Origin of the sequence: Citrobacter telavivensis, assembly GCF_041807075.1 — a bacterium.
Classification (GTDB): domain Bacteria; phylum Pseudomonadota; class Gammaproteobacteria; order Enterobacterales; family Enterobacteriaceae; genus Citrobacter_A; species Citrobacter_A telavivensis.
On sequence record NZ_JBGUBF010000001.1, the window covers coordinates 1,155,158 to 1,181,342 of the forward strand.

General features: G+C 53.4%; 29 protein-coding genes and 1 other annotated feature. Of the genes, 17 read left to right on the forward strand and 12 right to left on the reverse strand.

All coding sequences use genetic code 11. From position 1 onward, the window contains the following. Positions 1-8: 8 nt before the first annotated feature. From ACERJC_RS05530 to hxpB, 3 genes are all read right to left on the reverse strand, one after another. Entirely contained in the window at positions 9-599 is a 591-nt protein-coding gene (locus ACERJC_RS05530) for a metal-dependent hydrolase (RefSeq protein ID WP_042319395.1), read from the reverse strand. 95 nt (positions 600-694) lie between these two features. Then, the gene (gene kduD, locus ACERJC_RS05535) at positions 695-1,456 is read right to left on the reverse strand and encodes a 2-dehydro-3-deoxy-D-gluconate 5-dehydrogenase KduD (protein WP_373671217.1); all 762 of its coding nucleotides are present in this window, start codon (positions 1,454-1,456) and stop codon (positions 695-697) included. Between the two features lie 148 nt (positions 1,457-1,604). After that, positions 1,605-2,273 carry a hexitol phosphatase HxpB gene (gene hxpB / locus ACERJC_RS05540; RefSeq protein WP_152404913.1) on the reverse strand — a complete coding sequence of 223 codons (669 nt, stop codon included), beginning with the start codon at positions 2,271-2,273 and terminating at the stop codon, positions 1,605-1,607. Between the two features lie 137 nt (positions 2,274-2,410). Between hxpB and ACERJC_RS05545 the strand changes: the two genes are divergently transcribed. Then, entirely contained in the window at positions 2,411-2,947 is a 537-nt protein-coding gene (locus tag ACERJC_RS05545; protein WP_178824886.1) for a YniB family protein, read from the forward strand. A 42-nt stretch (positions 2,948-2,989) separates the two neighbouring features. Here ACERJC_RS05545 and ACERJC_RS05550 read toward each other — a convergent pair whose 3' ends face one another. The 3 genes from ACERJC_RS05550 to pfkB all read right to left on the reverse strand — a co-directional run bounded on the left by ACERJC_RS05550 (position 2,990) and on the right by pfkB (position 5,280). Then, positions 2,990-3,850, reverse strand: a complete 861-nt coding sequence (locus ACERJC_RS05550; protein WP_046479718.1) for a fructosamine kinase family protein — start codon at positions 3,848-3,850, stop codon at positions 2,990-2,992. Positions 3,851-3,956: 106 nt separating this feature from the next. After that, on the reverse strand, positions 3,957-4,247 hold the full coding sequence (ghoS, locus tag ACERJC_RS05555; RefSeq protein WP_286633154.1) for a type V toxin-antitoxin system endoribonuclease antitoxin GhoS: 291 nt from the start codon (positions 4,245-4,247) through the stop codon (positions 3,957-3,959). A 100-nt stretch (positions 4,248-4,347) separates the two neighbouring features. Next, the gene (pfkB, locus tag ACERJC_RS05560) at positions 4,348-5,280 is read right to left on the reverse strand and encodes a 6-phosphofructokinase II (protein ID WP_152404910.1); all 933 of its coding nucleotides are present in this window, start codon (positions 5,278-5,280) and stop codon (positions 4,348-4,350) included. Between the two features lie 286 nt (positions 5,281-5,566). On the opposite strand from pfkB, the gene ACERJC_RS05565 reads away from it, so the two are divergent. After that, positions 5,567-6,325: a DUF481 domain-containing protein gene (locus ACERJC_RS05565; protein WP_152404909.1), complete on the forward strand. Its 759-nt coding sequence runs from the start codon at positions 5,567-5,569 to the stop codon at positions 6,323-6,325. A 135-nt stretch (positions 6,326-6,460) separates the two neighbouring features. Here ACERJC_RS05565 and yniD read toward each other — a convergent pair whose 3' ends face one another. The 3 genes from yniD to ACERJC_RS05580 all read right to left on the reverse strand — a co-directional run bounded on the left by yniD (position 6,461) and on the right by ACERJC_RS05580 (position 7,838). Then, positions 6,461-6,568, reverse strand: coding sequence for a small membrane protein YniD (yniD, locus tag ACERJC_RS05570; RefSeq protein WP_086512613.1), 108 nt, complete (start codon positions 6,566-6,568; stop codon positions 6,461-6,463). Positions 6,569-6,680: 112 nt separating this feature from the next. After that, a complete protein-coding gene (locus ACERJC_RS05575; RefSeq protein WP_373671218.1) occupies positions 6,681-7,499 on the reverse strand; it encodes a helix-turn-helix domain-containing protein in 819 nt (272 codons plus the stop codon). A gap of 27 nt (positions 7,500-7,526) precedes the next feature. Continuing rightward, on the reverse strand, positions 7,527-7,838 hold the full coding sequence (locus ACERJC_RS05580) for a DUF6506 family protein (RefSeq protein WP_178823266.1): 312 nt from the start codon (positions 7,836-7,838) through the stop codon (positions 7,527-7,529). A gap of 362 nt (positions 7,839-8,200) precedes the next feature. Between ACERJC_RS05580 and thrS the strand changes: the two genes are divergently transcribed. From thrS to selO, 14 genes are all read left to right on the forward strand, one after another. Beyond that, a complete protein-coding gene (gene thrS, locus ACERJC_RS05585; protein WP_043000876.1) occupies positions 8,201-10,129 on the forward strand; it encodes a threonine--tRNA ligase in 1,929 nt (642 codons plus the stop codon). Positions 10,130-10,132: 3 nt separating this feature from the next. Continuing rightward, a complete protein-coding gene (infC, locus tag ACERJC_RS05590; protein ID WP_052746887.1) occupies positions 10,133-10,675 on the forward strand; it encodes a translation initiation factor IF-3 in 543 nt (180 codons plus the stop codon). A gap of 96 nt (positions 10,676-10,771) precedes the next feature. Next, positions 10,772-10,969, forward strand: coding sequence for a 50S ribosomal protein L35 (gene rpmI, locus ACERJC_RS05595; protein ID WP_003030583.1), 198 nt, complete (start codon positions 10,772-10,774; stop codon positions 10,967-10,969). Between the two features lie 93 nt (positions 10,970-11,062). Further along, complete coding sequence (gene rplT / locus ACERJC_RS05600; protein ID WP_000124850.1) at positions 11,063-11,419, forward strand: 50S ribosomal protein L20; 357 nt, start codon at positions 11,063-11,065, stop codon at positions 11,417-11,419. 119 nt (positions 11,420-11,538) lie between these two features. Next, positions 11,539-11,662: a sequence feature (Phe leader region), on the forward strand. Then, entirely contained in the window at positions 11,544-11,588 is a 45-nt protein-coding gene (pheM, locus tag ACERJC_RS05605; protein ID WP_001386830.1) for a pheST operon leader peptide PheM, read from the forward strand. (Overlaps the previous feature by 45 nt.) A 62-nt stretch (positions 11,663-11,724) precedes the next feature. Then, the gene (gene pheS / locus ACERJC_RS05610) at positions 11,725-12,708 is read left to right on the forward strand and encodes a phenylalanine--tRNA ligase subunit alpha (protein ID WP_152404906.1); all 984 of its coding nucleotides are present in this window, start codon (positions 11,725-11,727) and stop codon (positions 12,706-12,708) included. A gap of 15 nt (positions 12,709-12,723) precedes the next feature. Continuing rightward, positions 12,724-15,111 carry a phenylalanine--tRNA ligase subunit beta gene (gene pheT, locus ACERJC_RS05615; protein WP_373671219.1) on the forward strand — a complete coding sequence of 796 codons (2,388 nt, stop codon included), beginning with the start codon at positions 12,724-12,726 and terminating at the stop codon, positions 15,109-15,111. Between the two features lie 4 nt (positions 15,112-15,115). Next, positions 15,116-15,415: an integration host factor subunit alpha gene (gene ihfA / locus ACERJC_RS05620; RefSeq protein WP_001229265.1), complete on the forward strand. Its 300-nt coding sequence runs from the start codon at positions 15,116-15,118 to the stop codon at positions 15,413-15,415. A 100-nt stretch (positions 15,416-15,515) separates the two neighbouring features. Beyond that, entirely contained in the window at positions 15,516-16,496 is a 981-nt protein-coding gene (gene btuC / locus ACERJC_RS05625; RefSeq protein ID WP_373671220.1) for a vitamin B12 ABC transporter permease BtuC, read from the forward strand. 63 nt (positions 16,497-16,559) lie between these two features. Beyond that, on the forward strand, positions 16,560-17,111 hold the full coding sequence (locus tag ACERJC_RS05630; RefSeq protein ID WP_373671221.1) for a glutathione peroxidase: 552 nt from the start codon (positions 16,560-16,562) through the stop codon (positions 17,109-17,111). Then, positions 17,111-17,860 carry a vitamin B12 ABC transporter ATP-binding protein BtuD gene (gene btuD, locus ACERJC_RS05635; RefSeq protein WP_373671222.1) on the forward strand — a complete coding sequence of 250 codons (750 nt, stop codon included), beginning with the start codon at positions 17,111-17,113 and terminating at the stop codon, positions 17,858-17,860. The genes ACERJC_RS05630 and btuD overlap by 1 nt, the downstream gene beginning before the upstream one ends. A 77-nt stretch (positions 17,861-17,937) precedes the next feature. Then, positions 17,938-18,402 carry a C40 family peptidase gene (locus tag ACERJC_RS05640; RefSeq protein ID WP_152404901.1) on the forward strand — a complete coding sequence of 155 codons (465 nt, stop codon included), beginning with the start codon at positions 17,938-17,940 and terminating at the stop codon, positions 18,400-18,402. Between the two features lie 223 nt (positions 18,403-18,625). Continuing rightward, positions 18,626-19,339: an EAL domain-containing protein gene (locus ACERJC_RS05645; RefSeq protein WP_178823907.1), complete on the forward strand. Its 714-nt coding sequence runs from the start codon at positions 18,626-18,628 to the stop codon at positions 19,337-19,339. 61 nt (positions 19,340-19,400) lie between these two features. Beyond that, complete coding sequence (selO, locus tag ACERJC_RS05650; RefSeq protein WP_373671223.1) at positions 19,401-20,843, forward strand: protein adenylyltransferase SelO; 1,443 nt, start codon at positions 19,401-19,403, stop codon at positions 20,841-20,843. A 4-nt stretch (positions 20,844-20,847) separates the two neighbouring features. Here the strand turns inward: selO and hemP are convergent, their stop codons facing one another. From hemP to ppsR, 3 genes are all read right to left on the reverse strand, one after another. Then, a complete protein-coding gene (gene hemP / locus ACERJC_RS05655; RefSeq protein WP_152404898.1) occupies positions 20,848-21,030 on the reverse strand; it encodes a hemin uptake protein HemP in 183 nt (60 codons plus the stop codon). A gap of 143 nt (positions 21,031-21,173) precedes the next feature. Continuing rightward, positions 21,174-22,220 (reverse strand): 3-deoxy-7-phosphoheptulonate synthase AroH, encoded by a 1,047-nt coding sequence (gene aroH, locus ACERJC_RS05660; protein WP_373671224.1) that lies wholly within the window; start codon positions 22,218-22,220, stop codon positions 21,174-21,176. A gap of 156 nt (positions 22,221-22,376) precedes the next feature. Then, a complete protein-coding gene (gene ppsR / locus ACERJC_RS05665) occupies positions 22,377-23,210 on the reverse strand; it encodes a posphoenolpyruvate synthetase regulatory kinase/phosphorylase PpsR (RefSeq protein WP_094465393.1) in 834 nt (277 codons plus the stop codon). Between the two features lie 333 nt (positions 23,211-23,543). Here ppsR and ppsA point away from each other — a divergent pair, with 333 nt between their 5' ends. Continuing rightward, complete coding sequence (gene ppsA, locus ACERJC_RS05670; RefSeq protein WP_152404896.1) at positions 23,544-25,922, forward strand: phosphoenolpyruvate synthase; 2,379 nt, start codon at positions 23,544-23,546, stop codon at positions 25,920-25,922. Positions 25,923-26,185: the final 263 nt, after the last annotated feature.

Below are 26,185 nucleotides of genomic sequence, written 5' to 3' on the forward strand. Positions count from 1 at the left end.
CCGCTGTTTTACTGGTCGATTTGATGCTTTATAAAGCGGTTGAACTGCCATTGCAGCGTGTTAATCATATCGGATGACCAGCGAACTGCACTGTTCTGGGGCAAGGTTTGTGGCATCCATACCGCCCAGGCAAACAGCGCCATGCAGAGAAATCGCTCCAGCTGATTACCCTTCTGCGGGACCAGAATCGGCAGGCGAAAGCGCCAGCGACAGGGCCAGAGCAGGGGGACGCCCGCTGGCGTCAGCATGTCTGCAGCAATATGACTCAGATAGCCCACCACCATGCCCTGTAAGGCGTCGGCGGGGATGACCCAACTCTCCGGTACTTTCAGGTAGAAGGTGGCCAGTAGCGCAAAGACGGCCAACAGACTGTGGGTAAATCCGCGGTGACCAAACGCCCGGGCGATCGGTTTCGAAACCCATTTCAGGCGCTGACCGAGGAATGACTTTGGGTGATCGATGTCCGGTAACAGACAGGTCAGAATCGCGGAGGGAACAATATGCCACCAGTCACCCTGTGCGAGCACGGGCGTCAGCTCCGCGTTTTTAGCGAACACCGCGCAGGCAATTGAAAAGAGGAGGTGACCTTCCGCCGTCATGATAAAACCTGATAAACTGTGAATTCGTACAGTATAGGATTTTTATACAGTGGGCGGAAGTGGTGACGTTGTAACTCTTTGTCAATACTGCGCGTTTATCGCGCTAACCAACCGCCATCGACGGCAAGCGTATAGCCGTTGATGTAATCCGACGCGAGTGATGCGAGGAAAACGACCGGGCCTTGCAGATCCTCTGGCGTTCCCCAGCGACCTGCCGGGATGCGATCGACAATCTCTTGATTGCGCCCGGCATCTTCCCGCAGTTGTTGGGTATTGTTGGTCGCCATGTAGCCGGGGGCGATGGCGTTGACGTTAATCTGATGCTGCGCCCACTCGTTGGCTAACAGTCGGGTAATGCCCAGCACGCCGCTCTTTGAGGCCGTATAGGACGGGACGCGAATCCCGCCCTGAAACGATAGCATTGAGGCGATATTAATGATTTTGCCGCCCTGGCCCTGAGCGATGAACTGGCGTGCCACGGCCTGGGAGAGAAAGAAGAGCGACTTGAGATTCAGGTTCATCACCTCGTCCCAGTCCTTTTCGCTGAAATTGAGCGCGTCTTCGCGACGAATGGTTCCGGCGTTGTTCACCAGAATGTCGATGTGACCGAATTTCTCAACCGCCTGGGCGACAACGCCCGCGATGATCTCCTGCTGGCTCAGGTCGGCCTGAATGGTGAGAAAACGACGTCCCAGCGCGTCGACTTTGGCGGCGGTGTCATGAGGAATTTTGCGGTTCACGCCGACGATGTCGCAACCGGCTTGCGCCAGCGCAACCGCCATCCCTTGTCCAAGTCCGGTATCACAACCGGTGACGATGGCGACTTTACCTGTGAGACAAAATGCATCCAGAATCATAATGACCTCGGCTATCCGTTTTTATCTGTTATGTGCCCTGAAGGAAGGATAGGAGAGGAACGGAAGGAATACAATTAAAAATGAAACGTTGTTTTAAATTTATTAACTGTCTGACGAGGCGGGCAATGTCGCCATTGCCCGCTTCCGGTTAGCCGCGCAAATCGGCGAGGGTCAGTTCCGTGAGTGAATTGAGCCTGACATCGGCGAGGATATAGCGCGGATCGTGTCGCACCTCTTTGTCCGGCACGACGATAGAGCGCATCCGTGCTGCCTTAGACGCCACCATGCCGTTGACGGAATCTTCCAGCGCGACACAGCATAACGGGTCGACGCCCAGTTTTGCCGCACAGTCGATATAAACCTGAGGATGGGGTTTGCTGTAGGGCAGTTTTTCCGCAGAGGCGAGGGCATCGAAGCTCTCCCGCAGGTCAAACATCGCCAGGACTTTTTCCAGCATATGCAGAGGGGACGCTGACGCCAGTCCCACCTTCAAACCTTGCGCTTTACACAACGCGATAGCCTCTTTGACGCCAGGCAATAGCGGACGCGTCTCTTCAACCAGGGCGATAGCGCGGGTAATGACGCGATCGGTGACCTCCTGGCGGCTCGGCCCGTTCCACGGTTGCTGGGCAAACCAGAGATCAACCACCATATCGATGCGCAGCCCCAGCGTATCCGGGAGTTCATGACGACGAGTGATATCGACGCCGACGCTGGACAGTACGTCCAGTTCAGCCCGATCCCACAGCGGCTCGGAATCAATCAGTAATCCATCCATATCGAATATTGCCGCAAGAATTTGACGCGGGGTTGACATTACAACCTCTCCTGTTGAGCATTAAATGTAGGGTAATCAGCGTTAGCCGCTATCATAACGTTTTTAAAGATCGGGCGAAAAGGGTTATCAGCAGGTAGACTTAAGCCAAAACGACGCGTCTTCATCAAGGGGAACTCATGACGTATCAACAAGCTGGACGCATAGCAGTGTTAAAAAGGATCTTAGGATGGGTGATATTTATCCCGACACTCCTCTCCACGCTGATTTCAGCCCTGAAATTTATGTATGCGCACAGCGAAAAGCAGGAAGGAATTAACGCGGTGATGCTCGATTTTACCCATGTCATGATTGATATGATGCGAGTGAATACCCCGTTTCTGAACCTCTTCTGGTACAACTCGCCGACGCCGGATTTTCACAATAGCCTGAACATTTTGTTCTGGCTGATTTTTGCGCTGATTTTTATCGGGCTGGCGATGCAGGATTCCGGCGCGCGCATGAGTCGCCAGGCGCGGTTTTTACGTGAAGGCGTCGAAGACCAGTTGATTCTGGAGAAAGCCAAGGGCAGCGAAGGACTGTCTCGCGAACAGATTGAGTCGCGCATTGTGGTACCGCATCATACGATTTTTCTGCAGTTTTTCCCGCTCTATATCCTGCCGGTGATTATCATCGTTCTCGGATATGTATTCTTTTCGCTGCTGGGATTTGTCTGAACAAAAAGGCCGCCGTCCGGCGGCCTTTGATGCCAGCCATTATTACGCCGCGAGGAGTCTGTCCATTGCCTTCTGTGCAATCACCAGGTGTTGACCGCCAAACAGTCTTGCCCGGTTGAGCAGGGTATACAGTTGGTACACCGGCTGTCGGTCGAGAAAATCTAACGGCAGTGGCGACACCGACTGATAACCATCATAAATTTGCGGCGGCTGTTCGGTATGCAACGGCAACATTGCCAGATCGCACTCTCTGTCTCCCCAGTAACAGGCCGGATCAAACAGATACGGACCGTCTGGCCCCAGCGCGCAGTTCCCTGACCACAAATCGCCGTGCAGCAAAGAGGGCTGCGGCTGGTGAGAGGAGAGACGCTGTTGCACATGTTCGACAATGGCGTCGATATTACCAAAGGCGATGCCTTTTTCCGCCGCCAGTTCAAGTTGCCAGCCAATGCGCTGTTCGGCAAAGAAGGTTGACCAGCGGCGTTGCCAGGCATTGGGTTGCGGAGTGGTCGAAAGCGCGTTATCGAAATCCAGCCCAAACTGCGGCTGATCGCTCCATTCATGCAGATGGGCAAGCTGTTGCCCCAGAATAAACGCACTATGCGCGTCCAGCGGACGAGGAGGGAGATAATCCATCACCAGAAAGCTGTAATCACGATCCGCACCTACCGCCCACACTTTGGGGACCGTCACCGTATGGCTGCGTGATAACAGTTCTAATTGATCGGCTTCTGCCGTAAAGCCCGGAAGCAGTTCCCGTTCATCACATTTAACGAAGAAATCGCGTCCCGCATAGCGTAAATGCCACGCGGCATGAATCTCTCCGCCAGGCAGTTCGTTACGCAGTTCGATTTCGCCTTCACCGAGTTGCTCGCTTAAAAGACGACTGATAGCCTGCCACATGATGTCTCTCCCCATGTTGTCTGCCAGATCATAAGGTTAGCGCAAAGATGCGGTTAAAAAACACGAACTAACGCACACCGTGGACGTGTTTTCGCGGGAATGGCATTTATTGTCCGCTGTGTTCCCACTCTTCCCAGGTCACCACGCTGACCTCCGGCGCTCTATCTAACGCACTTTCAGCCAGCCCTGCGGCCAGCGCTTTGACCTCGTCCAGACTCTGGGCGCTAATCAACCCAAAGGTATTGGTTCCCAGCTCGTGCACATTCCCGTCATCATCCGTGAGCGTGAGCAGAAAACCGGCACGGGTGAGATGGTTGTTCAGTTCATTTATTTCCGTTAAGGAGTCCTCGTGGAACGTGATGGTAACAACATATCGGGTGATATCCCCACTGGCCATTTGACACCCCTTTGTAATCTCATGAGTTTGTAGCATAGACGGTGAACGCGTATGCCGACAGGTTTGGGCGAAATTCCCCCTCGAAAAGAGGGGGAAATCATTATGGCTGGCTAAGGTAAGCGTAGATTTTCTGCGTGTCGTCGTGGGAGCACAGGCGCGTTCCCTGGTTGATGGTCGCGGCGCTACCGGCCGCAACGCCGAAGCGCACCATATCTTCAAGCGAGGCGCCTTCAGCCAGTTTGAGGGTCATTGCCCCCACCATGCTGTCGCCTGCGCCAACGGTGCTCTGGCTTTTAACCGGCGGCGGTACGACCTGCACGCAGGTTTCGCTGTCCACGCCCAGCGCGCCCTGGGGACCGAGAGAGACGACGACGCGCTGCGCTTTGCCGCTGCGGACAATTTCCTGCGCCGCTTTGCGCACGTCATCAGGCTGGGTGAGCTCGCGGTTCACCAGCGCGCTCAGTTCTTTCTGGTTGGGTTTGACCAGTTCAATATTGCCAATGGCTAACGCGGCCGTCAGCGCGTCGCCGGAGCTGTCAATGATGCAGCGGATCCCCTGTTTCTGCGCGGCGGTAATCAACTGGCTGAGTTTTTCGACTTTGACACCCGGCGGCAAACTGCCGCTGATCACCAGAATGGCGCCGGACTCGATCTCCAGCACCTGTTCTTCTATCTGGCGAAACTCATCGTCATTCAATGCCGCGCCGGGCATCACAAAGCGATACTGCTCGCCGCTGGATTCGACATGAACATGCAGGTTCTGACGCGTCCAGTCTTTTGCATCAATGGTTGCTACCGGAACGTTTTCATCGGCAAGCAGGGCGACCAGATGTTCGCCGGTTGCGCCGCCGACGGGGAAAATGGCGGTCGCGGTTCCGCCCAGATGGGCAATGGCGCGAGCGACGTTAATGCCTCCACCACCGGGCTCAAATACCGGGGCAGTACAGCGGAGTTTCCCTTCGGGATAGATTTGCGGGGTGATCGTTGCGCTATCGAGAGAGGGCGCAAGCGTCAACGTATAGATACGTACCATCGTTACCTCCTGTTAGGCTGCATTCAGTCTGGCACCGAATAGGCCTAAAGTGAAGTCATTAACAATATGATTAATTAAAGTTTATTTATTTTATTTGCCGTAAGGTTATATAAATATTTAATTGTTTTGAGAGCTCTCTTATTCAAAAAATGAAATAAGAATTCATTGCTATGTTATTCGAGCCTTTTTATAATTTGTTACCTTTCCTGGGGCGTTAGCCATTGATCCCTCTGAAAGTTTCCGGGACCGTAATGGTCTCTTTTTTTGTTGTACGGACTCTTTATAAATGAAGCTTTTAAAGACAGTTCCCGCTGCCATTCTGCTGGCGGGAGGCGTGTTTGCGTCGATGTATGCAACTGCCGATGATTCCGTTTTTACTGTCATGGATGACCCCTCAAGTGCGAAGAAACCCTTCGAAGGCAATCTCAACGCCGGTTACCTTGCGCAGTCAGGCAACACGAAAAGTTCTTCTTTGACCGCGGACACGACCATGACCTGGTACGGACAATCAACGGCCTGGTCACTGTGGGGGAATGCGAGCAATACGTCTTCCAATGATGAACGCTCTTCAGAGAAATATGCTGTTGGCGGTCGTAGTCGTTACAATGTGACCGATTATGACTACCTTTTCGGCCAGGCGAGTTGGCTGACGGACCGTTATAACGGCTACCGTGAGCGCGATGTGTTCACCGCCGGTTATGGTCGCCAGTTCCTTAACGGTCCCGTACATAGCTTCCGTTTTGAATTCGGTCCGGGCGTACGTTACGACGAACATACTGATGGCAAGACGGAAACCCAGCCGCTGGGCTATGCCTCTGGCGCGTATGCATGGCAGATTTCAGACAACACCAAATTTACGCAAGGCGTGTCGGTGTTCGGTGCTGAAGATACAACGCTGAACTCCGAGACGGCGCTGAATGTGGCAATCAATGAGCATTTTGGCCTGAAAGTGGCGTACAACGTGACGTGGAACTCAGAACCGCCGGAGACGGCGCCGGAGCACACGGACAGACGTACAACCGTCTCTCTGGGCTACCGGATGTAAGCCGAGGCCAGACTGTGCTCCAGTCTGGCTTTTTTTATTACGGTGTTTGATGACAATTCACCCGCCACGCTTTTATCCAGAATATTCACTTCGCCAGAATCTCGACGTCTGACGCGACGGGGCGCTGTTTCGCCGCTATCCCCAAATCATTGCTGCCCAGCGTAGCAATAGCATTGCACCACAGATGACGATCAGGACGACCACCATTTTCCAGTGTTTTTTGGCGAAGCGATTTGATGGCATCATTTATTTCCTGTCGGTTCCAGACGGTTAATCCTAGTGTAACAAAACTGTCAGCCAATCAGTGAATGGATATGCATCTTGCATCGTCCAACAGGGAAGGAAAAGGAGGGGGCTATGGCACCTGCTCTGCAAGCGCGTTGGTATAGTAATTAGGCTGCCGGTACTGAAGCTTCAAAAGTTCAGTCGGCGTCAGGCCGGTATAGAGGCGACATGTTTTGATGAAATGGGCCTGATCGTAGTAGCCGTGGTTGAGCGCGCTGTTCAGAACATCGCCTTCTGTCAGCAGCTGGCGCAGCGTTCTCTGAAATCGCGCTGTGCGGCAAAAATAGCGTGCATCGACGCCAGTAAATTGATGAACGCGTCGTAGCATTGTCCGTTCAGTCAACCCCAACTGGTTACGGAGCGTCGAGAAAGCATCCCCATAATACAGTCGGTTCACCGCCTGAATGAGCGCGGTGTTCGCCAGATGGCAACGGTCAGTAATGGCCAGCAGCCAGCGTTCTAACCGGCTGATGCGCATTTCATACGGTAAATTAATCAGTTCCGGGATCGCCCAACGTAAACCCAGATCGGTGAAGGAAACGGGAACATCATCCAGTTCATCCATCGCGATACCCAGGAGGGGGAAGCAGGTGGCAGAACGCAGTCGGATTGACAATAAATCGATTTCTCCCCGGGGGATGAATGTCATTCTGGACCTGCGCGGGCGAAGCAGGACAGCCTCGCCCTTTGGGACAATAAGGCAATTTGCTGTCTGTTGGCTATCAAGCGGTATCGTCGCAATGCGCAGAGGATCGCCCAGGTTGAGCAGCAGTTCGCCTCCGGTCCCGGGAAAAAGCGTGGGCATGGGCGTCCCTGCTGACAGTTGCCAGCACCAGAAATGGGCTATCCAGTCAGCCAGCGCCGGACTGGGCGCGCTGCGTCGTTGCATGTCGCTGTTTACCTCCGACTCAATGCCTTATTCAAACAGACTGTCTCCACTTTGGTTCCCCAGCCCCGGATGAAGGTCAAAGCGAACGACGCCTACGTGCATTCGGCCTGCTGCCGCTTTCACCATATGTGCAACACCAAGATGGCCGAAACCCGCACACAATTCAATCGCCCGGATCCCCTCGTCATAGAGCGCATCAAGGAGTTTACCCGCCTGCTGATAATCGCTCACCGCGATCGTTTTCACCTGCACCTGTTCGGTTTTTACCCAGGCGTTATGGGTCTCAGCCACCGCGTGAGGCGCAACAAAAATAAATGCCGCTTTTAAAATATCGCTCATGACTCGTTATCCTGTTTTGTTATCGAACCGGGATCTTATGTTTGATAACGTGAGCGGTATTGTACCAATCCGCCAGTCACGAGGCCGGGGACATCGACATGTCGTTCTGTCAGAGGGGAAAAACGCATGCTAACCTCGTGACTCATCCCAATATATAACGGAAGGGTGCATTCTCCCTTTTTTTAGTGTTACCATCGTTCGACCACATTGCAGCGCTCGCGTAGCGAATGCTGATGTGTCCCAGATTGTGTGCCAATTTAGCAATTGTTGGTTAGATGGCTTCACAACTAACTGTAAACAAACAAATTTTCTCTTTGTATGTGATCTTGCGTATGGGTCACCACTGCAAATAAGGACATAACATGCCTGTTATTACTCTTCCTGATGGCAGTCAACGCCATTACGACCACGCTGTAAGCCCCATGGATGTTGCTCTGGACATCGGTCCTGGTCTGGCGAAAGCCACCCTCGCTGGCCGCGTTAATGGCGAGCTGGTTGATGCTTCTGACCTGATCGAAAATGATGCGACGCTCTCTATCATCACCGCAAAAGATGAAGAAGGGCTGGAGATCATTCGTCACTCCTGTGCACACCTGTTAGGTCATGCGATCAAACAACTTTGGCCAAATACCAAAATGGCTATCGGTCCGGTTGTCGACAATGGTTTCTACTATGATGTGGACCTTGACCGTACGTTGACCCAGGAAGATATCGATGCGCTCGAGAAGCGGATGCACGAGCTCGCTGAGAAAAATTACGATGTCATTAAGAAAAAAGTCAGCTGGCACGAAGCGCGTGAAACCTTCGTGAAGCGTGGCGAGATTTATAAAGTCTCCATTCTTGATGAAAACATTGCCCATGATGACAAACCTGGTTTGTATCATCATGAAGAATATGTCGATATGTGTCGTGGTCCGCACGTGCCGAATATGCGCTTCTGCCATCACTTTAAACTGATGAAAACCGCAGGCGCATACTGGCGTGGCGACAGCGATAACAAGATGTTGCAGCGTATCTACGGAACGGCCTGGGCAGATAAAAAAGCCCTCAGTGCTTATCTGCAACGTCTGGAAGAAGCGGCAAAACGTGACCACCGTAAAATCGGTAAGCAGCTTGACCTGTATCACATGCAGGAAGAAGCGCCGGGTATGGTGTTCTGGCATAACGACGGCTGGACTATCTTCCGCGAACTGGAAGTCTTTGTGCGCTCCAAGCTCAAAGAGTATCAGTATCAGGAAGTGAAAGGGCCGTTCATGATGGACCGTGTGCTGTGGGAAAAAACCGGGCACTGGGACAACTACAAAGATGCGATGTTCACCACCTCTTCTGAGAACCGTGAATACTGCATCAAGCCGATGAACTGTCCGGGTCACGTACAGATCTTTAATCAGGGCCTGAAATCCTACCGCGACCTGCCGCTGCGTATGGCAGAGTTTGGTAGCTGCCACCGTAACGAGCCGTCAGGTGCGCTGCATGGTTTGATGCGTGTGCGTGGCTTCACCCAGGATGATGCGCATATCTTCTGTACTGAAGAGCAAATCCGCGATGAAGTTAACGCGTGCATCCGTATGGTCTACGATATGTACAGCACCTTTGGCTTCGAGAAAATCGTCGTCAAACTTTCCACTCGTCCCGAAAAACGTATCGGTAGCGATGAAATGTGGGATCGTGCTGAGGCGGATCTGGCCGTTGCGCTGGAAGAAAACAATATCCCATTTGAATACCAACTGGGTGAAGGCGCGTTCTACGGTCCGAAAATTGAATTTACCCTGTATGACTGTCTCGATCGCGCATGGCAGTGCGGTACTGTACAGCTGGACTTCTCTCTGCCGTCTCGTCTGAGCGCCTCGTATGTGGGCGAAAACAACGAGCGTCAGGTACCGGTTATGATTCACCGCGCAATTCTTGGGTCTATGGAACGTTTCATCGGTATCCTGACTGAAGAGTTCGCCGGCTTCTTCCCGACCTGGCTTGCGCCGGTTCAGGTAGTGGTGATGAACATTACCGATTCACAGTCTGAATACGTTAACGAATTGACGCAGAAACTACAAAATGCGGGCATTCGTGTAAAAGCAGACTTGAGAAATGAGAAGATAGGCTTTAAAATCCGCGAGCACACTTTACGTCGTGTCCCTTACATGTTGGTCTGTGGCGACAAAGAGGTAGAAGCAGGCAAAGTTGCCGTGCGTACCCGTCGTGGCAAAGACTTGGGCAGCCTGGACGTAAGTGAAGTGATTGAGAAGCTGCAACAAGAGATTCGCAGCCGCAGTCTTCAACAACTGGAGGAATAAGGTATTAAAGGCGGAAAACGAGTTCAAACGGCACGTCCGAATCGTATCAATGGCGAGATTCGCGCCCTGGAAGTTCGCTTAACAGGTCTGGAAGGCGAAGCTTTGGGTATTGTGAGTCTGAGAGAAGCTATCGAAAAAGCTGAAGAAGCTGGAGTAGATTTAGTTGAAATCAGCCCTAACGCCGAACCGCCAGTTTGTCGTATCATGGACTACGGCAAGTTCCTTTATGAAAAGAGTAAGTCTTCTAAGGAACAGAAGAAAAAGCAAAAAGTTATCCAGGTTAAGGAAATTAAATTCCGTCCTGGTACCGATGATGGCGACTATCAGGTAAAACTCCGCAGCCTGATTCGCTTTCTGGAAGATGGCGATAAGGCCAAGATCACGCTGCGTTTCCGCGGTCGTGAGATGGCCCACCAACAGATTGGTATGGAAGTGCTGACGCGCGTCCGTGACGATCTGAGTGAACTGGCAGTAGTCGAATCCTTCCCTACGAAGATCGAAGGCCGCCAGATGATCATGGTGCTCGCTCCTAAGAAGAAACAGTAAGGCCTTCAAGTAGCAATGTCTGTGGAGCCTGCGGGTTCCACAGCCGTTGTTCGCCTATGTTTCGTTTATTAACAATGCGAAGTGGAAGTTATTAAAATGCCAAAAATTAAGACCGTACGCGGTGCTGCTAAGCGCTTCAAAAAAACCGGTGGTGGTGGATTTAAGCGTAAGCACGCAAACCTGCGTCATATTCTGACCAAAAAATCGACTAAGCGTAAACGTCACCTGCGTCCAAAAGGCCTTGTTTCTAAAGGCGATCTGGGCCTGGTTATCGCGTGCCTGCCGTACGCATAAGCCGTTAACGTTTTTTTTAACTTTTTAATGCCCAATCGATTTCACCGTGGTGAAAGATGAAGGGCAAATCAGAATAGATACAGGAGAGCACATATGGCTCGCGTAAAACGTGGTGTAATTGCACGCGCACGTCACAAGAAAATTTTGAAACAAGCCAAAGGCTACTATGGTGCGCGTTCTCGCGTATACCGCGTTGCCTTCCAGGCCGTTATCAAAGCAGGTCAGTATGCTTACCGTGACCGTCGTCAACGTAAGCGTCAGTTCCGTCAACTGTGGATTGCGCGTATCAACGCAGCAGCACGTCAGAACGGTATTTCTTACAGCAAATTCATCAACGGCCTGAAAAAAGCCTCTGTTGAAATCGACCGTAAGATCCTGGCTGACATCGCAGTATTCGACAAAGTAGCGTTCACCGCTCTGGTCGAAAAAGCGAAAGCAGCTCTGGCATAAGCCAGTGAAAAGAGGGAGCCTGGCTCCCTCTCTTTTATTTGTTGTACCGTCAATGAGTTGACAATTGATCCGTAACCCTTTTCAATAAAGGTTCTCCGGTTTTACCACACAAGGTAACGCAAGCATGAATGCTGCTATTTTCCGCTTCTTTTTTTACTTTAGCACCTGACTCCGGGAGGCTAGCGCGTGAAAGAAGAAACGAAAAACAGCGCAAAAAAGCCTCCTGATGGAGGCTTTTTTTGTGCCCGAAATCGAGAGATTACGTTCAACGAACCGGTGTCTTCACCGACACAATGAGGAAAACCATGTCACATCTCGCAGAACTGGTAGCCAGTGCGAAGGCGGCCATTAACCAGGCGTCAGATGTTGCCGCGTTAGACAATGTGCGCGTCGAATATTTGGGCAAAAAAGGGCACCTGACCCTTCAGATGACGACTCTGCGCGAGCTGCCACCTGAAGAGCGTCCTGCAGCCGGTGCGGTGATTAACGAAGCGAAAGAGCAGGTACAGCAGGCGCTCAACGCACGTAAAGCGGATCTGGAAAACGCCGCGCTGAATGCACGACTGGCGGCGGAAACCATCGATGTTTCTCTGCCTGGTCGTCGTATTGAAAACGGTGGTCTGCATCCGGTAACCCGTACCATCGATCGTATTGAAAGCTTCTTCGGTGAGCTTGGCTTCACCGTGGCGACCGGTCCGGAAATCGAAGATGACTACCACAACTTTGATGCGTTGAATATTCCGGGTCACCATCCGGCCCGTGCAGATCACGATACCTTCTGGTTTGATGCAACGCGTCTGCTGCGTACCCAGACGTCTGGCGTACAGATTCGTACCATGAAAGAAAAGCAGCCGCCGATTCGTATTATCGCGCCGGGTCGCGTGTATCGTAACGACTACGATCAGACGCATACCCCAATGTTCCACCAGATGGAAGGCCTGATTGTGGATACCAACATCAGCTTTACCAACCTGAAAGGGACGCTGCATGACTTCCTGCGCAACTTCTTTGAAGAAGATTTGCAGATTCGTTTCCGTCCTTCCTATTTCCCGTTTACTGAGCCGTCTGCAGAAGTGGACGTAATGGGTAAAAACGGCAAATGGCTGGAAGTGCTGGGGTGCGGCATGGTGCATCCGAACGTTCTGCGTAACGTCGGCATCGACCCGGAAATCTACTCGGGTTTTGCGTTTGGGATGGGTATGGAGCGTCTGACCATGTTGCGTTACGGTGTCACTGACCTGCGTGCGTTCTTCGAAAACGATCTGCGTTTCCTCAAACAGTTTAAATAAAGGCAGGATAAAACAATGAAATTCAGTGAACTGTGGTTACGCGAGTGGGTAAACCCGGCTATCGACAGCGACGCGTTGTCGAATCAAATCACCATGGCAGGCCTGGAAGTTGACGGTGTTGACGCGGTCGCCGGTGAATTTAACGGCGTGGTGGTGGGTGAAGTGGTTGAATGCGGCCAGCACCCAAATGCGGACAAACTGCGCGTGACGAAAGTTAACGTCGGTGGTGAGCGTCTGCTGGACATCGTCTGCGGCGCGCCAAACTGCCGTCAGGGGCTGAAGGTGGCGGTTGCGACTATCGGTGCCGTTCTGCCGGGCGATTTTAAAATTAAAGCGGCTAAGCTGCGCGGTGAGCCGTCTGAAGGCATGCTGTGCTCTTTCTCCGAACTGGGCATTTCCGACGATCACAGCGGCATTATTGAACTGCCGGCAGATGCGCCGATCGGTACCGACATTCGCGAGTATCTGAAGCTTAATGACAATACCATTGAGATCAGCGTCACGCCTAACCGTGCTGACTGCTTAGGGATCATCGGGGTGGCCCGCGATGTGGCTGTGCTGAACAAAGCGCCGCTGGTTGAGCCGGAAATCGTGCCGGTTGCGGCAACTGTCAGCGATGTCCTGCCGATTACCGTAGAAGCCTCCGACGCCTGCCCGCGGTATCTGGGTCGTGTGGTGAAAGGCATCAATGTGAAAGCGCCTACACCGTTGTGGATGAAAGAAAAACTGCGTCGTTGCGGTATTCGCTCCATTGATGCGGTGGTTGACGTTACCAACTACGTGTTGCTCGAACTGGGTCAGCCGATGCACGCCTTTGATAAAGACCGCATTGAAGGCGGGATTGTCGTTCGCATGGCGAAAGAGGGCGAAACGCTGGTGCTGCTCGATGGCAGTGAAGCGAAGCTGAACGCAGATACGCTGGTGATTGCCGATCATCAGAAAGCGCTGGCGATGGGCGGCATCTTTGGTGGCGAACATTCAGGCGTGAACGATGAAACACAAAACGTGCTGCTGGAATGTGCATTCTTCAGCCCGCTGTCGATTACCGGTCGTGCGCGCCGTCATGGCCTGCATACCGATGCTTCTCACCGCTATGAGCGCGGTGTCGATCCTGCGCTGCAGTACAAAGCGATGGAACGTGCCACCCGTCTGCTGATGGACATCTGCGGCGGCGAAGCCGGTCCGGTCATTGATGTGACGGATGAAGCGACGCTGCCGAAGCGTGCCACCATTACGTTGCGCCGTAGCAAACTGGATCGCCTGATTGGTCATCACATTGCCGATGCGCTGGTGAGCGACATTCTGCGTCGTCTGGGCTGTGATGTGACAGAAGGCGAAGGCGAGTGGCAGGCCGTTGCGCCGAGCTGGCGTTTTGACATGGAAATTGAAGAAGACCTGGTTGAAGAAGTCGCCCGCGTGTATGGCTACGACAACATCCCTGACGAACCCATCCAGGCCGGTCTTATCATGGGGACGCATCGTGAAGCGGATCTGTCGCTGAAACGTGTGAAAACCTTGCTGAACGACAAAGGCTACCAGGAAGTCATTACCTATAGCTTCGTCGATCCGAAAGTACAGCAGTTGCTCCACCCAGGTGAAGAGGCGCTGCTGCTGCCAAGCCCAATCTCCATCGAAATGTCGGCAATGCGCCTGTCGCTGTGGACAGGGTTACTGGCAACGGTGGTATATAACCAGAACCGTCAGCAGAACCGCGTACGTATTTTTGAAAGCGGGCTGCGCTTTGTGCCGGATACCCAGGCCAACCTGGGCATTCGTCAGGATCTGATGCTGGCTGGCGTTATCTGCGGTAACCGCTACGATGAGCACTGGGACCTGGCAAAAGAGACCGTTGATTTCTATGATTTGAAGGGCGATCTGGAAGCGGTGTTGGATCTGACCGGTAAACTCGGCGACATTCAGTTCAGAGCAGAGGCCAATCCTGCACTGCATCCAGGACAGTCTGCAGCGATTTATCTGAAAGGTGAACGCATTGGTTTCATTGGTGTTGTTCATCCTGAGCTGGAACGTAAGCTGGATCTCAATGGCCGTACTCTGGTGTTCGAACTGGAGTGGAACAAGCTCGCAGACCGCGTGGTGCCTCAGGCGCGCGAGATTTCACGCTTCCCAGCGAACCGTCGCGACATCGCTGTCGTCGTCGCAGAAAACGTTCCCGCTGCTGATATTTTATCCGAGTGTAAGAAAGTTGGCGTAAATCAGGTAGTTGGCGTAAACTTATTTGACGTGTACCGTGGTAAGGGTGTTGCGGAGGGGTATAAGAGCCTCGCCATTAGCCTGATCCTTCAGGATACCAGCCGTACACTCGAAGAAGAGGAGATTGCCGCTACCGTCGCCAAATGTGTAGAGGCATTAAAAGAGCGATTCCAGGCATCATTGAGGGATTGAACCTATGGCGCTTACAAAAGCTGAAATGTCAGAATATCTGTTTGATAAGCTTGGGCTTAGCAAGCGGGATGCCAAAGAACTGGTCGAACTGTTTTTCGAAGAGATCCGTCGTGCTCTGGAAAACGGTGAGCAGGTAAAACTCTCTGGTTTTGGTAACTTCGATCTGCGTGATAAGAATCAACGTCCGGGACGTAACCCGAAAACGGGCGAAGATATTCCCATTACAGCACGGCGCGTAGTGACCTTCAGACCCGGACAGAAGTTAAAGAGCCGAGTCGAAAACGCTTCGCCCAAAGATGAGTAATCAGATCTAACCAAAAAGGCCGCTTTTGCGGCCTTTTTTCTTTTCTGCGAAGATGTCGCACCGTAGAATCAATGACATCTTTTTCAGTTGAACGGAAATCATGCTGACTTTTGCCCGTCAACAACAGCGACAACATGTGCGCTGGATCCTGAGCCTGTCGGTACTGATGCTACTGACACTGCTGTTAAGTCTGTGCGCCGGAGAGCAGTGGATATCGCCTGCTGACTGGCTGACGCCGCGCGGTGAACTCTTTGTCTGGCAAATTCGCCTTCCGCGCGCGCTGGCCGTGCTGCTGGTAGGGGCGGCGCTGGCCTTGTCCGGCGCAGTGATGCAGGCACTGTTTGAAAACCCGCTTGCAGAACCGGGGCTGCTCGGCGTCTCCAACGGTGCAGGCGTGGGACTGATCGCCGCAGTGCTGCTGGGGAAGGGCGTGCTTCCACACTGGGTGCTCGGACTGTGTGCCATTGTCGGCGCGCTGGTCATTACCCTGATCCTCTTGCGTTTTGCCCGCCGTCATCTTTCGACCAGTCGCCTGCTGCTTGCCGGGGTGGCGCTGGGGATTATCTGTAGTGCCCTGATGACCTGGGCCATCTATTTTTCAACCTCATTCGATCTGCGTCAGTTAATGTACTGGATGATGGGTGGGTTTGGCGGCGTCAACTGGGAGCAGGCCTGGCTGATGCTGGCCCTGATCCCGGTACTGATGTGGATCTGCTGTCAGTCACAGGCAATGAACATGCTGGCGTTGGGAGAAACGTCTGCCCGACAGCTGGGACTTCCCCTGTGGTTCTGGCGTAATTTGTTGGTGGTCGCTACCGGGTGGATGGTCGGGGTGAGCGTGGCGCTGGCGGGAGCCATTGGTTTTATTGGCCTGGTGATCCCCCATATTCTACGCCTGCGCGGCTTAACGGACCATCGCGTCCTGCTGCCTGCCTGCGCGCTGGCGGGCGCCATTGCGCTGCTGCTGGCGGATGTAGTGGCTCGGCTGGCGCTTGCTTCTGCTGAGTTACCGATTGGCGTGGTCACCGCGACGCTCGGGGCACCGGTCTTTATCTGGCTGTTACTCAAAGCCGGACGTTAGGTATGACAAGACGGTCTATGATTAGATGCTGGTATTTGAATCACTCACGATCCTGGAGAGGCTATGCAAGACTCGATTCTGAACACTGAAGTGACGACGATTGATGGCGAGGTCACGACCCTCGAAAAGTATGCGGGCAATGTGCTGCTGGTGGTGAACGTGGCGTCAAAATGCGGTCTGACCCCGCAGTATGAGCAACTGGAAAATATTCAGAAAGCGTGGGCCGATCGGGGCTTTACCGTGCTGGGCTTTCCCTGCAATCAGTTCCTCGGACAGGAACCTGGCAGCGAAGATGAGATTAAAACTTACTGTGCGACGACCTGGGGCGTGACCTTCCCGATGTTCAGCAAGATTGAGGTGAACGGGGACGGGCGCCATCCGCTGTACCAGAAGCTGATTGCCGCTGCGCCGACGGCGGTGGCCCCTGAAGGAAGCGGTTTTTATGAGCGAATGGTTAGCAAAGGGCGCGCGCCGCTTAATCCGGGCGATATCCTGTGGAACTTCGAGAAGTTCCTCGTGGGCCGGGATGGCAAGATAGTACAGCGTTTTTCACCTGATATGACGCCGGAAGATCCTATCGTCATGGAAAGTATCAAACTCGCGTTGGCTAAATAATGTCTTCACTGATGCAGTTACAGGATGTTGCCGATATCCCCCGGTTGGGGCCTTTGTGTGGGGAGATCCGCGCGGGGGAAATCCTGCATCTGGTCGGGCCGAACGGTGCCGGGAAAAGCACGCTGCTGGCGCGAATGGCTGGCCTAACCAGTGGCGCGGGAACCATCACCCTGGCCGGTACTGAACTGGCGTCGTGGCCCGCAGCCAAACTTGCCCGGCATCGCGCTTATCTCGCGCAGCAGCAGAATCCGCCCTTTGCGATGCCGGTATGGCACTTTCTGACGCTGCATCAGGCGGACAAAACGCGGACTGACCAGCTTACTGCGGTGGCCGAGTCGCTGGGGCTGGCAGACAAGCTCGGGCGCAATGCGAAGGAACTCTCGGGCGGTGAATGGCAGCGAGTACGCCTTGCCGCCGTGATCCTGCAAATCGCGCCAGAGACCAATCCGCAGGGGCAGTTGCTGCTACTCGATGAACCCATGAACAGTCTCGATATTGCACAACAGAATGCGCTGGATCGCATTCTGAATCGCCTGTGTGAGCAGGGGATTGCCATCGTGATGAGTAGTCACGATCTGAATCATACCTTGCGTCACGCGCATCGGGCATGGTTGCTCAAACAGGGGAAACTGCTTGCCAGCGGTCCGCGTGATGAGGTGCTGACACCGGCGCATTTAACACGAGCCTATGGGCTGCACTTCCGGCGTCTTGACATCGAAGGTCACAGAATGGTTATATCAACCACTTAAACGAAATGGTTTCTTGAAAACCCGCGTAAATACCCGCTATATGGGGTGAAGAATAGAAAAACAGAGGATTCGCCTGAATGCGTTTCTGGTTTCTTTTTTGCACAGCACTGTTGTTGGCAGGATGTAGTAGCCACCGAGCGCCGCCGCCCAATGCCCGGCTCTCTGATTCCATCACCGTTATTGCCGGATTAAATGATCAACTCCAGACCTGGCGCGGTACACCGTATCGTTACGGCGGCATGAGCCGCGGTGGCGTGGATTGTTCCGGCTTTGTGCTGATGACCATGCGCGACCAGTTCGCTTTGCAACTGCCGCGTGAAACCCGTCAACAGGCAAAACTGGGGACGGAAATCGATAAAGACGAATTACTGCCTGGCGATCTGGTGTTTTTCAAAACCGGATCGGGAGAGAGCGGTTTACATGTGGGTATTTATGATACCAACGGTCAATTTATTCATGCGTCAACCAGTCGTGGCGTGATGCGCTCGTCGCTGGATAATGTTTACTGGCGGAAAAACTTTTGGCAGGCGAGACGGATTTAGTTGCAAAGTGTTATTTCTGATTGAGTGCGCGCCTCGCTTTTATTGTCGGGAAAAGAACAATGCTGGCTAAGTGTTTATAATCAGGATAAGCTGAAAACAAAGGAACCGGGACTCCGGGTGAAAAGGACAACATGAACATTTCCCCTCTGTCATTAAAAAAGATGGATGACGACATCCTGTGTAATAGGTTGCCGAATCACTCCCAGTGTGTGGGGCTGCCGTGATGAATATTTCACTGGATAATGTGTACCATTCTGAACTCTATTTTCAGCCCGCCCGGAATGTACAACGGAAACTTATCGGTTTAAGTATCATCGCAAACTTTGTCAGTGATGACGACAAGGTTCGCATCCCTACGGATCTGGTGCTTCCGCGACTTTCTCCCGAAGAGCAGTGCCAACTCTTTGTCGAAAAACTGGCCCTGCTCGAAACGTGCCAACACTTTTTTATTCAACATAAACTTGTCGCCTGGATTTATATAACCCCGGCAGTTGTACCGTTATTATTAATGGATAGTGAGCGCGTTTCTGCCGTTAAACGATTTTCATTTCTGGAATTGATGATTAATGAGAATTTTCCCGAACTGTCTGACGGAAAAGAGAATAAAACGCTGACCGCGCTTGTCGAACGTTTTCCTCTGGTACTGGCCAATTTCGGTGCAGGAGAAAGTGCCAACAAAGCCATATTCGATGGGTTATTTAAACGCATAATACTGGACCGGAATTTTGTTCATCGCCGGGCTACGCAGCTCTCCTTCGAACCGTTCATGCGCGCCATTCTCACGCAAGTTTCCCCTTATTGTGAATCGCTGATGATCGCCGGTATCGACAACGAAGCGATGTTGACCCGCGTGATGCCATTCGGTTTTGGTGCCATGCAGGGCGGTCTGTGGCCTGCCGTCACCGCGGATCAGGTAACCCAGTTACTCCACGGATAACCTTTCTGTTTGCTGGTGTTTATGCCGGTATTAACCGTCTACACTACAGGCAGGAGGCCCTATGACCCTGTCTTTTACAGCCCGCTGGCGCGATGAACTGCCAGCAACATTTACCGCACTGTCGCCAACGCCGCTGAATAAGTCACGGCTGATTTGGCACAATGATGCGCTTGCCGAACAACTGGGTATCCCCGACTCGCTTTTTCATCCTGACGGCCCGGCGGGGGTCTGGGGCGGTGAGACACTGCTAGCGGGAATGTCTCCGCTGGCGCAGGTCTATAGCGGCCATCAGTTTGGCGTCTGGGCGGGCCAGTTGGGCGACGGGCGTGGCATCTTGCTGGGTGAGCAACTGCTTGCCGATGGCAGCACGATGGACTGGCATCTGAAAGGCGCGGGTTTGACGCCGTATTCGCGCATGGGGGATGGTCGTGCGGTATTGCGCTCCACTCTTCGTGAAAGCCTCGCCAGTGAAGCGATGCACTATCTGGGGATACCGACAACCCGGGCGCTGGCGATTGTCACCAGCGAAACGCCGGTTTACCGTGAAACGGTGGAGGCGGGGGCGATGCTGATGCGACTGGCGCAAAGCCACATGCGCTTCGGCCATTTTGAGCATTTCTATTATCGCCGCGAACCGGAAAACGTTCAGCAACTGGCGGATTTCGCGATTCGCCATTACTGGCTGCACCTCCAGCAGGAAGCCGACAAGTACATTCTCTGGTTTCGCGACGTGGTCGCGCGGACTGCGTCACTGATAGCCGACTGGCAAACCGTCGGTTTTGCGCACGGGGTGATGAACACCGATAACATGTCGATTCTTGGACTGACGATGGACTACGGTCCGTTTGGTTTTCTGGATGATTATGAGCCGGGGTTCATTTGTAACCATTCAGACCATCAGGGGCGCTACAGTTTCGATAATCAACCTGCGGTGGGTTTGTGGAATCTACAGCGACTCGCGCAAAGCCTGTCGCCCTTTATCCCGGTTGAGGCGCTGAATGATGCCCTCGACGGCTACCAGGCGGCGCTATTGACGCGCTACGGTCAGCGGATGCGGCAGAAACTGGGCTTCATGACCGAACAAAAGGATGACAACGAACTGCTGAACGAATTGTTCAGCCTGATGGCCCGCGAGCGCAGTGACTACACCCGCACCTTCCGCATGCTGAGCGTCACCGAACAGCAGAGCAGCGCATCGCCCTTGCGCGATGAATTTATCGACCGTGCCGCATTTGACGACTGGTTCTCGCGCTACAGAACGCGTTTACAGCGCGATGAAGTCGCCGATGCGACGCGCCAGTCGCTGATGCAAAGCGCCAATCCGTCCGTGGTGCTACGTAACTGGCTGGCGCAACGGGCTATTGAGACGGCGGAAAAAGGCGATATGAGCGAACTGCATCGCTTGCACGCCGTACTGCGGGAGCCCTTCCGCGAGCGCGATGATGATTACAGTCATCGTCCGCCGGACTGGGGAAAGCGTCTGGAAGTCAGCTGTTCAAGCTGATGTTCTACTTGGTCAGCAAGAGTTTACCTGCCTGCGTTCGACGCAGCAGGTACTCCTGACCGTCGTGATCGATAATTACCTTACCGTCATCACCTAACAGTTTCTGACTGCTGATCTTGCGGATGGGCGCAGGCGGGGGAACCGCGTTTTCTTGTTCCTTAAGACGGGGTGCTTCAATGTTATCCATACGGGTATCACGGCTGATTAATAATAATTAATGTCACAATGATTTTTATTATCAATAATGTGCGCGACAACAACAAGTATTAAATGTGGTAGTTTGCAAAAAGGGGAGAAGAATTGCCCACCCCCGAAAGGATGGGCGAGCGGTCAGAAACGACTGTCAACCGCGCAGGCCAGCTTGCTCAGCAGCAGTTCAGTGTCTTCCCAGTTAAGGCAAGGATCGGTTACCGACTGACCGTAGACCAGCGGCTGTCCGCTGACGATTTTCTGCGTACCTTCACGCAGAAAACTTTCCGCCATAATACCGGCGATGGCCGTCGATCCGTTACGGATCTGCTGGCAAATATCATCACAGACATCCAACTGACGACGATGCTGTTTCTGGCAGTTGCCGTGGCTGAAATCAACGACCAGATGTTCAGGCAGATCAAATTCATGCAGCGTACTGCAGGCCGCCACAATATCTTCAGCATGGTAGTTTGGCTTTTTGCCGCCACGCATAATGATATGGCCATAGGGGTTACCGCTGGTCTGATAAATGGTCATCTGACCGGTTTTATCAGGCGAGAGGAACATATGACTGGCGCGGGAGGCGCGGATCGCGTCAACGGCGATACGGGTATTTCCGTCGGTGCCGTTTTTAAAGCCGACCGGGCAGGAGAGTGCCGAGGCCATTTCGCGGTGGATCTGGCTTTCGGTGGTTCGCGCGCCAATGGCACCCCAGCTGATCAGATCGGCAATAAATTGCCCGGTCACCATATCGAGAAATTCCGTGGCGGTCGGGATGCCCAGTTCATTGACCTGCAACAGCAGTTTGCGCGCCAGTTCAATACCGTGGTTCACGCGATAGCTGCCATTGAGGTCCGGATCGGAAATGAGACCTTTCCAGCCGACGACAGTGCGTGGCTTTTCAAAATAGGTGCGCATGACGATTTCCAGGCGCGCCTGGTGCTGAGTACGCAGCGCCTGTAAACGCGTGGCGTACTCCAGAGCGGCGTCGAGATCGTGAATGGAGCACGGTCCCACAATGACCAGCAAACGGCGGTCTTCGCCATTCAGTATTCTTTCTATCCGGCGTCGGGAGTCGGTGACGTGGCTGGCGACGGCGGACGACACAGGATGCCGTTGCGCAAGTTCAGCGGGCGTAACCAGACTGTCTATACGCGCGGTACGCAGTTCATCGGTTCTGTTCATGACAATTCTCAGAAATTTGTGGCTTCTACGGCAGAGGTACCGGGAAGTGATGGGCACAACCTTAAACCAATCCCTGCTGATTTCAAGTGCGAGGTGGATCACACCTCGCGACAGAACGGTATGATAACAAAAAAACAGAACTCATGAACTAGTTTGTTAGTACATGCGTCGACTTAGTCCCATGATGTCGAGGATTTTAGTGGCAATCTCCTCAACCGAATAGTTAGTACTGTTCAACCATGGGATCTGGTTTTTACGATAGAGCGCCTCGACTTCAGCCACTTCCATACGGCACTGGCGCAGGGATGCGTAGCGGCTGTTTTCCCGGCGTTCTTCGCGAATGGCCGCCAGACGTTCAGGGTCAATCGTCAGACCAAACAGTTTATGTTGTAGGGGTTTTAACGACGCGGGCAGAACCAGATTGTCCATGTCGTCGGCAATAAAGGGATAGTTCGCCGCGCGGATGCCAAACTGCATCGCCAGGTAGAGACTGGTGGGCGTTTTGCCGCAGCGCGAGACGCCCAACAAAATCACCTGCGCCTGGTCGAGGTTGCGCAACGAAATGCCATCATCGTGGGCCAGGGTGTAATCGATGGCGGCGATCCGCGCATCATACTTGATCAGGTTACCCGGATTCAGCCCGTGAGTCCGGTGGGCAATCGGTGTGGGGTAGAGTTTCATTTCGTGTTGCAGCGGAGTGATCAGCGCCTGCACGATATCCTGACAGAAGCCTTCGCTTTGCAGGATGATGGAGCGGATTTCCGGCAATACAATCGAATAGAACACCAGTGGACGCACGCCGGTTTGTTGAAAAATGGCGTCGATCTGGTCCTTAACGGCACGGGCACGGTTCTCATTTTCGACAAACGGTAGCGTGATACTGCTGATAGTGACGGGGAACTGCGACATCACCGCATGGCCCAATACTTCAGCGGTAATTGCCGTACCATCGGAAATATAAAATACGTGACGATCTACAGCATTATCCATTTTCACACCCTGGAAGTCAGTCATAATTCTCTGAAAGCATAAATTAAAATTACTCTGAAGCGTAGAAAATAACGCTCATTTTAAAAATGAAATGGTATTTTTATATTTTATGAAAAGTACATTTCATTTTCTGGAACAGATGTTTATACCGACACATTTTGTGGGGATCGCCCGCCACTCGTGGGTTTGCGCAAATGGGTAAACTGTCCGAAAAAATAAAAAATATATTTGCTTGAACGATTCACCGTTTTTTTAAGCGGGTTAAATATGCAAAGATAAATACGTAATTAAGCTTTTCCTAAACTCGTTCATTTATCACAAAAGGATTGTTCGATGTCCAACAATGGCTCGTCACCGCTGGTGCTTTGGTATAACCAACTCGGCATGAATGATGTAGACAGAGTTGGGGGCAAAAATGCCTCCCTGGGTGAAATGATTACTAACCTTTCCGGTATGGGTGTATCGGTACCGAATGGTTTTGCCACAACCGCCGATGCGTTCAACCAGTTTCTGGACCAAAGCGGCGTAAACCAGCGCATCTATGAACTGCTGGATCAGACGGATATTGATGATGTCACCGCATTAGCGAAGGCAGGCGCACAGATCCGCCAGTGGATTATCGACACTCCTTTCCAGCCTGAGCTGGAAAATGCCATCCGCGATGCCTACGCGCAACTCTCTGCGGACGATCAGCATGCGTCTTTCGCCGTGCGTTCTTCTGCAACGGCGGAAGATATGCCGGACGCCTCTTTTGCCGGTCAGCAGGAAACCTTCCTCAACGTCCAGGGCTTTGACGCCGTACTGGTCGCCGTGAAGCACGTGTTCGCGTCGCTGTTTAACGACCGCGCGATCTCCTATCGTGTTCACCAGGGCTATGACCACCGCGGCGTGGCGCTCTCTGCGGGCGTTCAGCGGATGGTGCGTTCCGATCTGGCTTCATCCGGTGTGATGTTCTCCATCGATACCGAATCCGGCTTTGACCAGGTGGTGTTCATCACCTCGGCATGGGGTCTGGGTGAGATGGTGGTACAGGGCGCGGTGAACCCGGATGAGTTCTACGTCCACAAACCGACCCTGGCGGCCAATCGTCCGTCTATTGTGCGTCGCACGATGGGCTCGAAAAAAATCCGCATGGTCTACGCACCGACTCAGGAGCACGGCAAACAGGTCACCATTGAAGATGTGCCGCAGGAAAGCCGCGACATTTTCTCTCTGACCAACGACGAAGTGCAGGAACTGGCGAAGCAGGCGGTGCAGATAGAGAAACACTACGGTCGTCCGATGGACATCGAGTGGGCGAAAGACGGTCACACCGGCAAGCTGTTCATCGTACAGGCGCGTCCGGAAACCGTGCGTTCTCGCGGTCAGGTGATGGAGCGTTACACGCTGCATGCGCAGGGCAAAATCATTGCGGAAGGGCGCGCCATCGGCCACCGCATCGGCGCGGGTCCGGTGAAGGTCATTCAGGACATCAGCGAGATGAACCGCATTGAGCCTGGCGACGTGCTGGTTACCGACATGACCGACCCGGACTGGGAACCGATCATGAAAAAAGCGGCGGCGATTGTCACAAACCGCGGTGGTCGTACCTGTCACGCCGCGATTATCGCGCGTGAACTGGGTATTCCGGCGGTGGTCGGCTGTGGCGATGCCACTGAACGCATGAAGGATGACGAGAAGGTCACCGTTTCGTGTGCAGAAGGTGACACGGGCTACGTGTACGCCGACCTGCTCGACTTCAGCGTTAAGAGCTCCAGCGTCGATACCATGCCGGATCTGCCGCTGAAGGTGATGATGAACGTCGGTAACCCGGACAGGGCATTTGACTTCGCCTGTCTGCCTAACGAAGGCGTTGGTCTGGCGCGTCTGGAATTTATCATCAACCGTATGATTGGCGTGCACCCGCGTGCACTGCTGGAGTTTGACTCCCAGGATGCCAAACTGCAGAACGACATCCGCGAGATGATGAAAGGCTTTGACTCTCCGCGTGAATTCTATGTCGGTCGCCTGACGGAAGGGATCGCCACTCTCGGTGCGGCATTCTGGCCGAAACGGGTGATCGTGCGTCTGTCTGACTTTAAGTCTAACGAATACGCGAACCTGGTCGGCGGTGAGCGCTATGAGCCGCATGAAGAGAACCCAATGCTGGGCTTCCGTGGTGCGGGCCGCTACGTGTCGGACAGCTTCCGTGATTGCTTCGCGCTGGAATGCGACGCGGTGAAGCGCGTGCGTAATGACATGGGGCTGACTAACGTCGAAATCATGATCCCATTCGTGCGTACCGTTGAGCAGGCAAAAGCGGTTGTGGAAGAGCTGGCGCGCCAGGGGCTGAAACGCGGTGAGAATGGGCTGAAGATCATCATGATGTGTGAGATCCCGTCCAACGCCCTGCTGGCCGAACAGTTCCTGCAATACTTCGACGGCTTCTCGATCGGTTCTAACGACATGACGCAGCTGGCGCTGGGTCTGGATCGTGACTCCGGCGTGGTATCCGAATTGTTTGATGAGCGTAACGACGCGGTAAAAGCACTGCTGTCGATGGCGATTCGCGCAGCGAAGAAACAGGGTAAATACGTCGGGATTTGCGGTCAGGGTCCGTCTGACCACGAAGACTTTGCCGCCTGGCTGATGGAAGAGGGAATCGACAGCCTGTCGCTGAACCCGGATACCGTTGTCCAGACCTGGCTGAGCCTGGCTGAACTGAAGAAGTAAGGTAATGCCTGATGGCGCTACGCTTATCAGGCCTACGGCGATGCCCCTGTAGGCCTGATAAAGCGATACGCCGTCATCCGGTAATACATACACCCGCAATGCCCCTGTAGGCCGGATGGCGATACGCCGTCATCCGGTAATACATACACCCGCAATGCCCCTGTAGGCCGGATAAGGCGGTACGCCGTCATCCGGCAATACATACACCCACAATGCCCCTGTAGGCCGGATAAGGCGGTACGCCGTCATCCGGCAATTTGTAC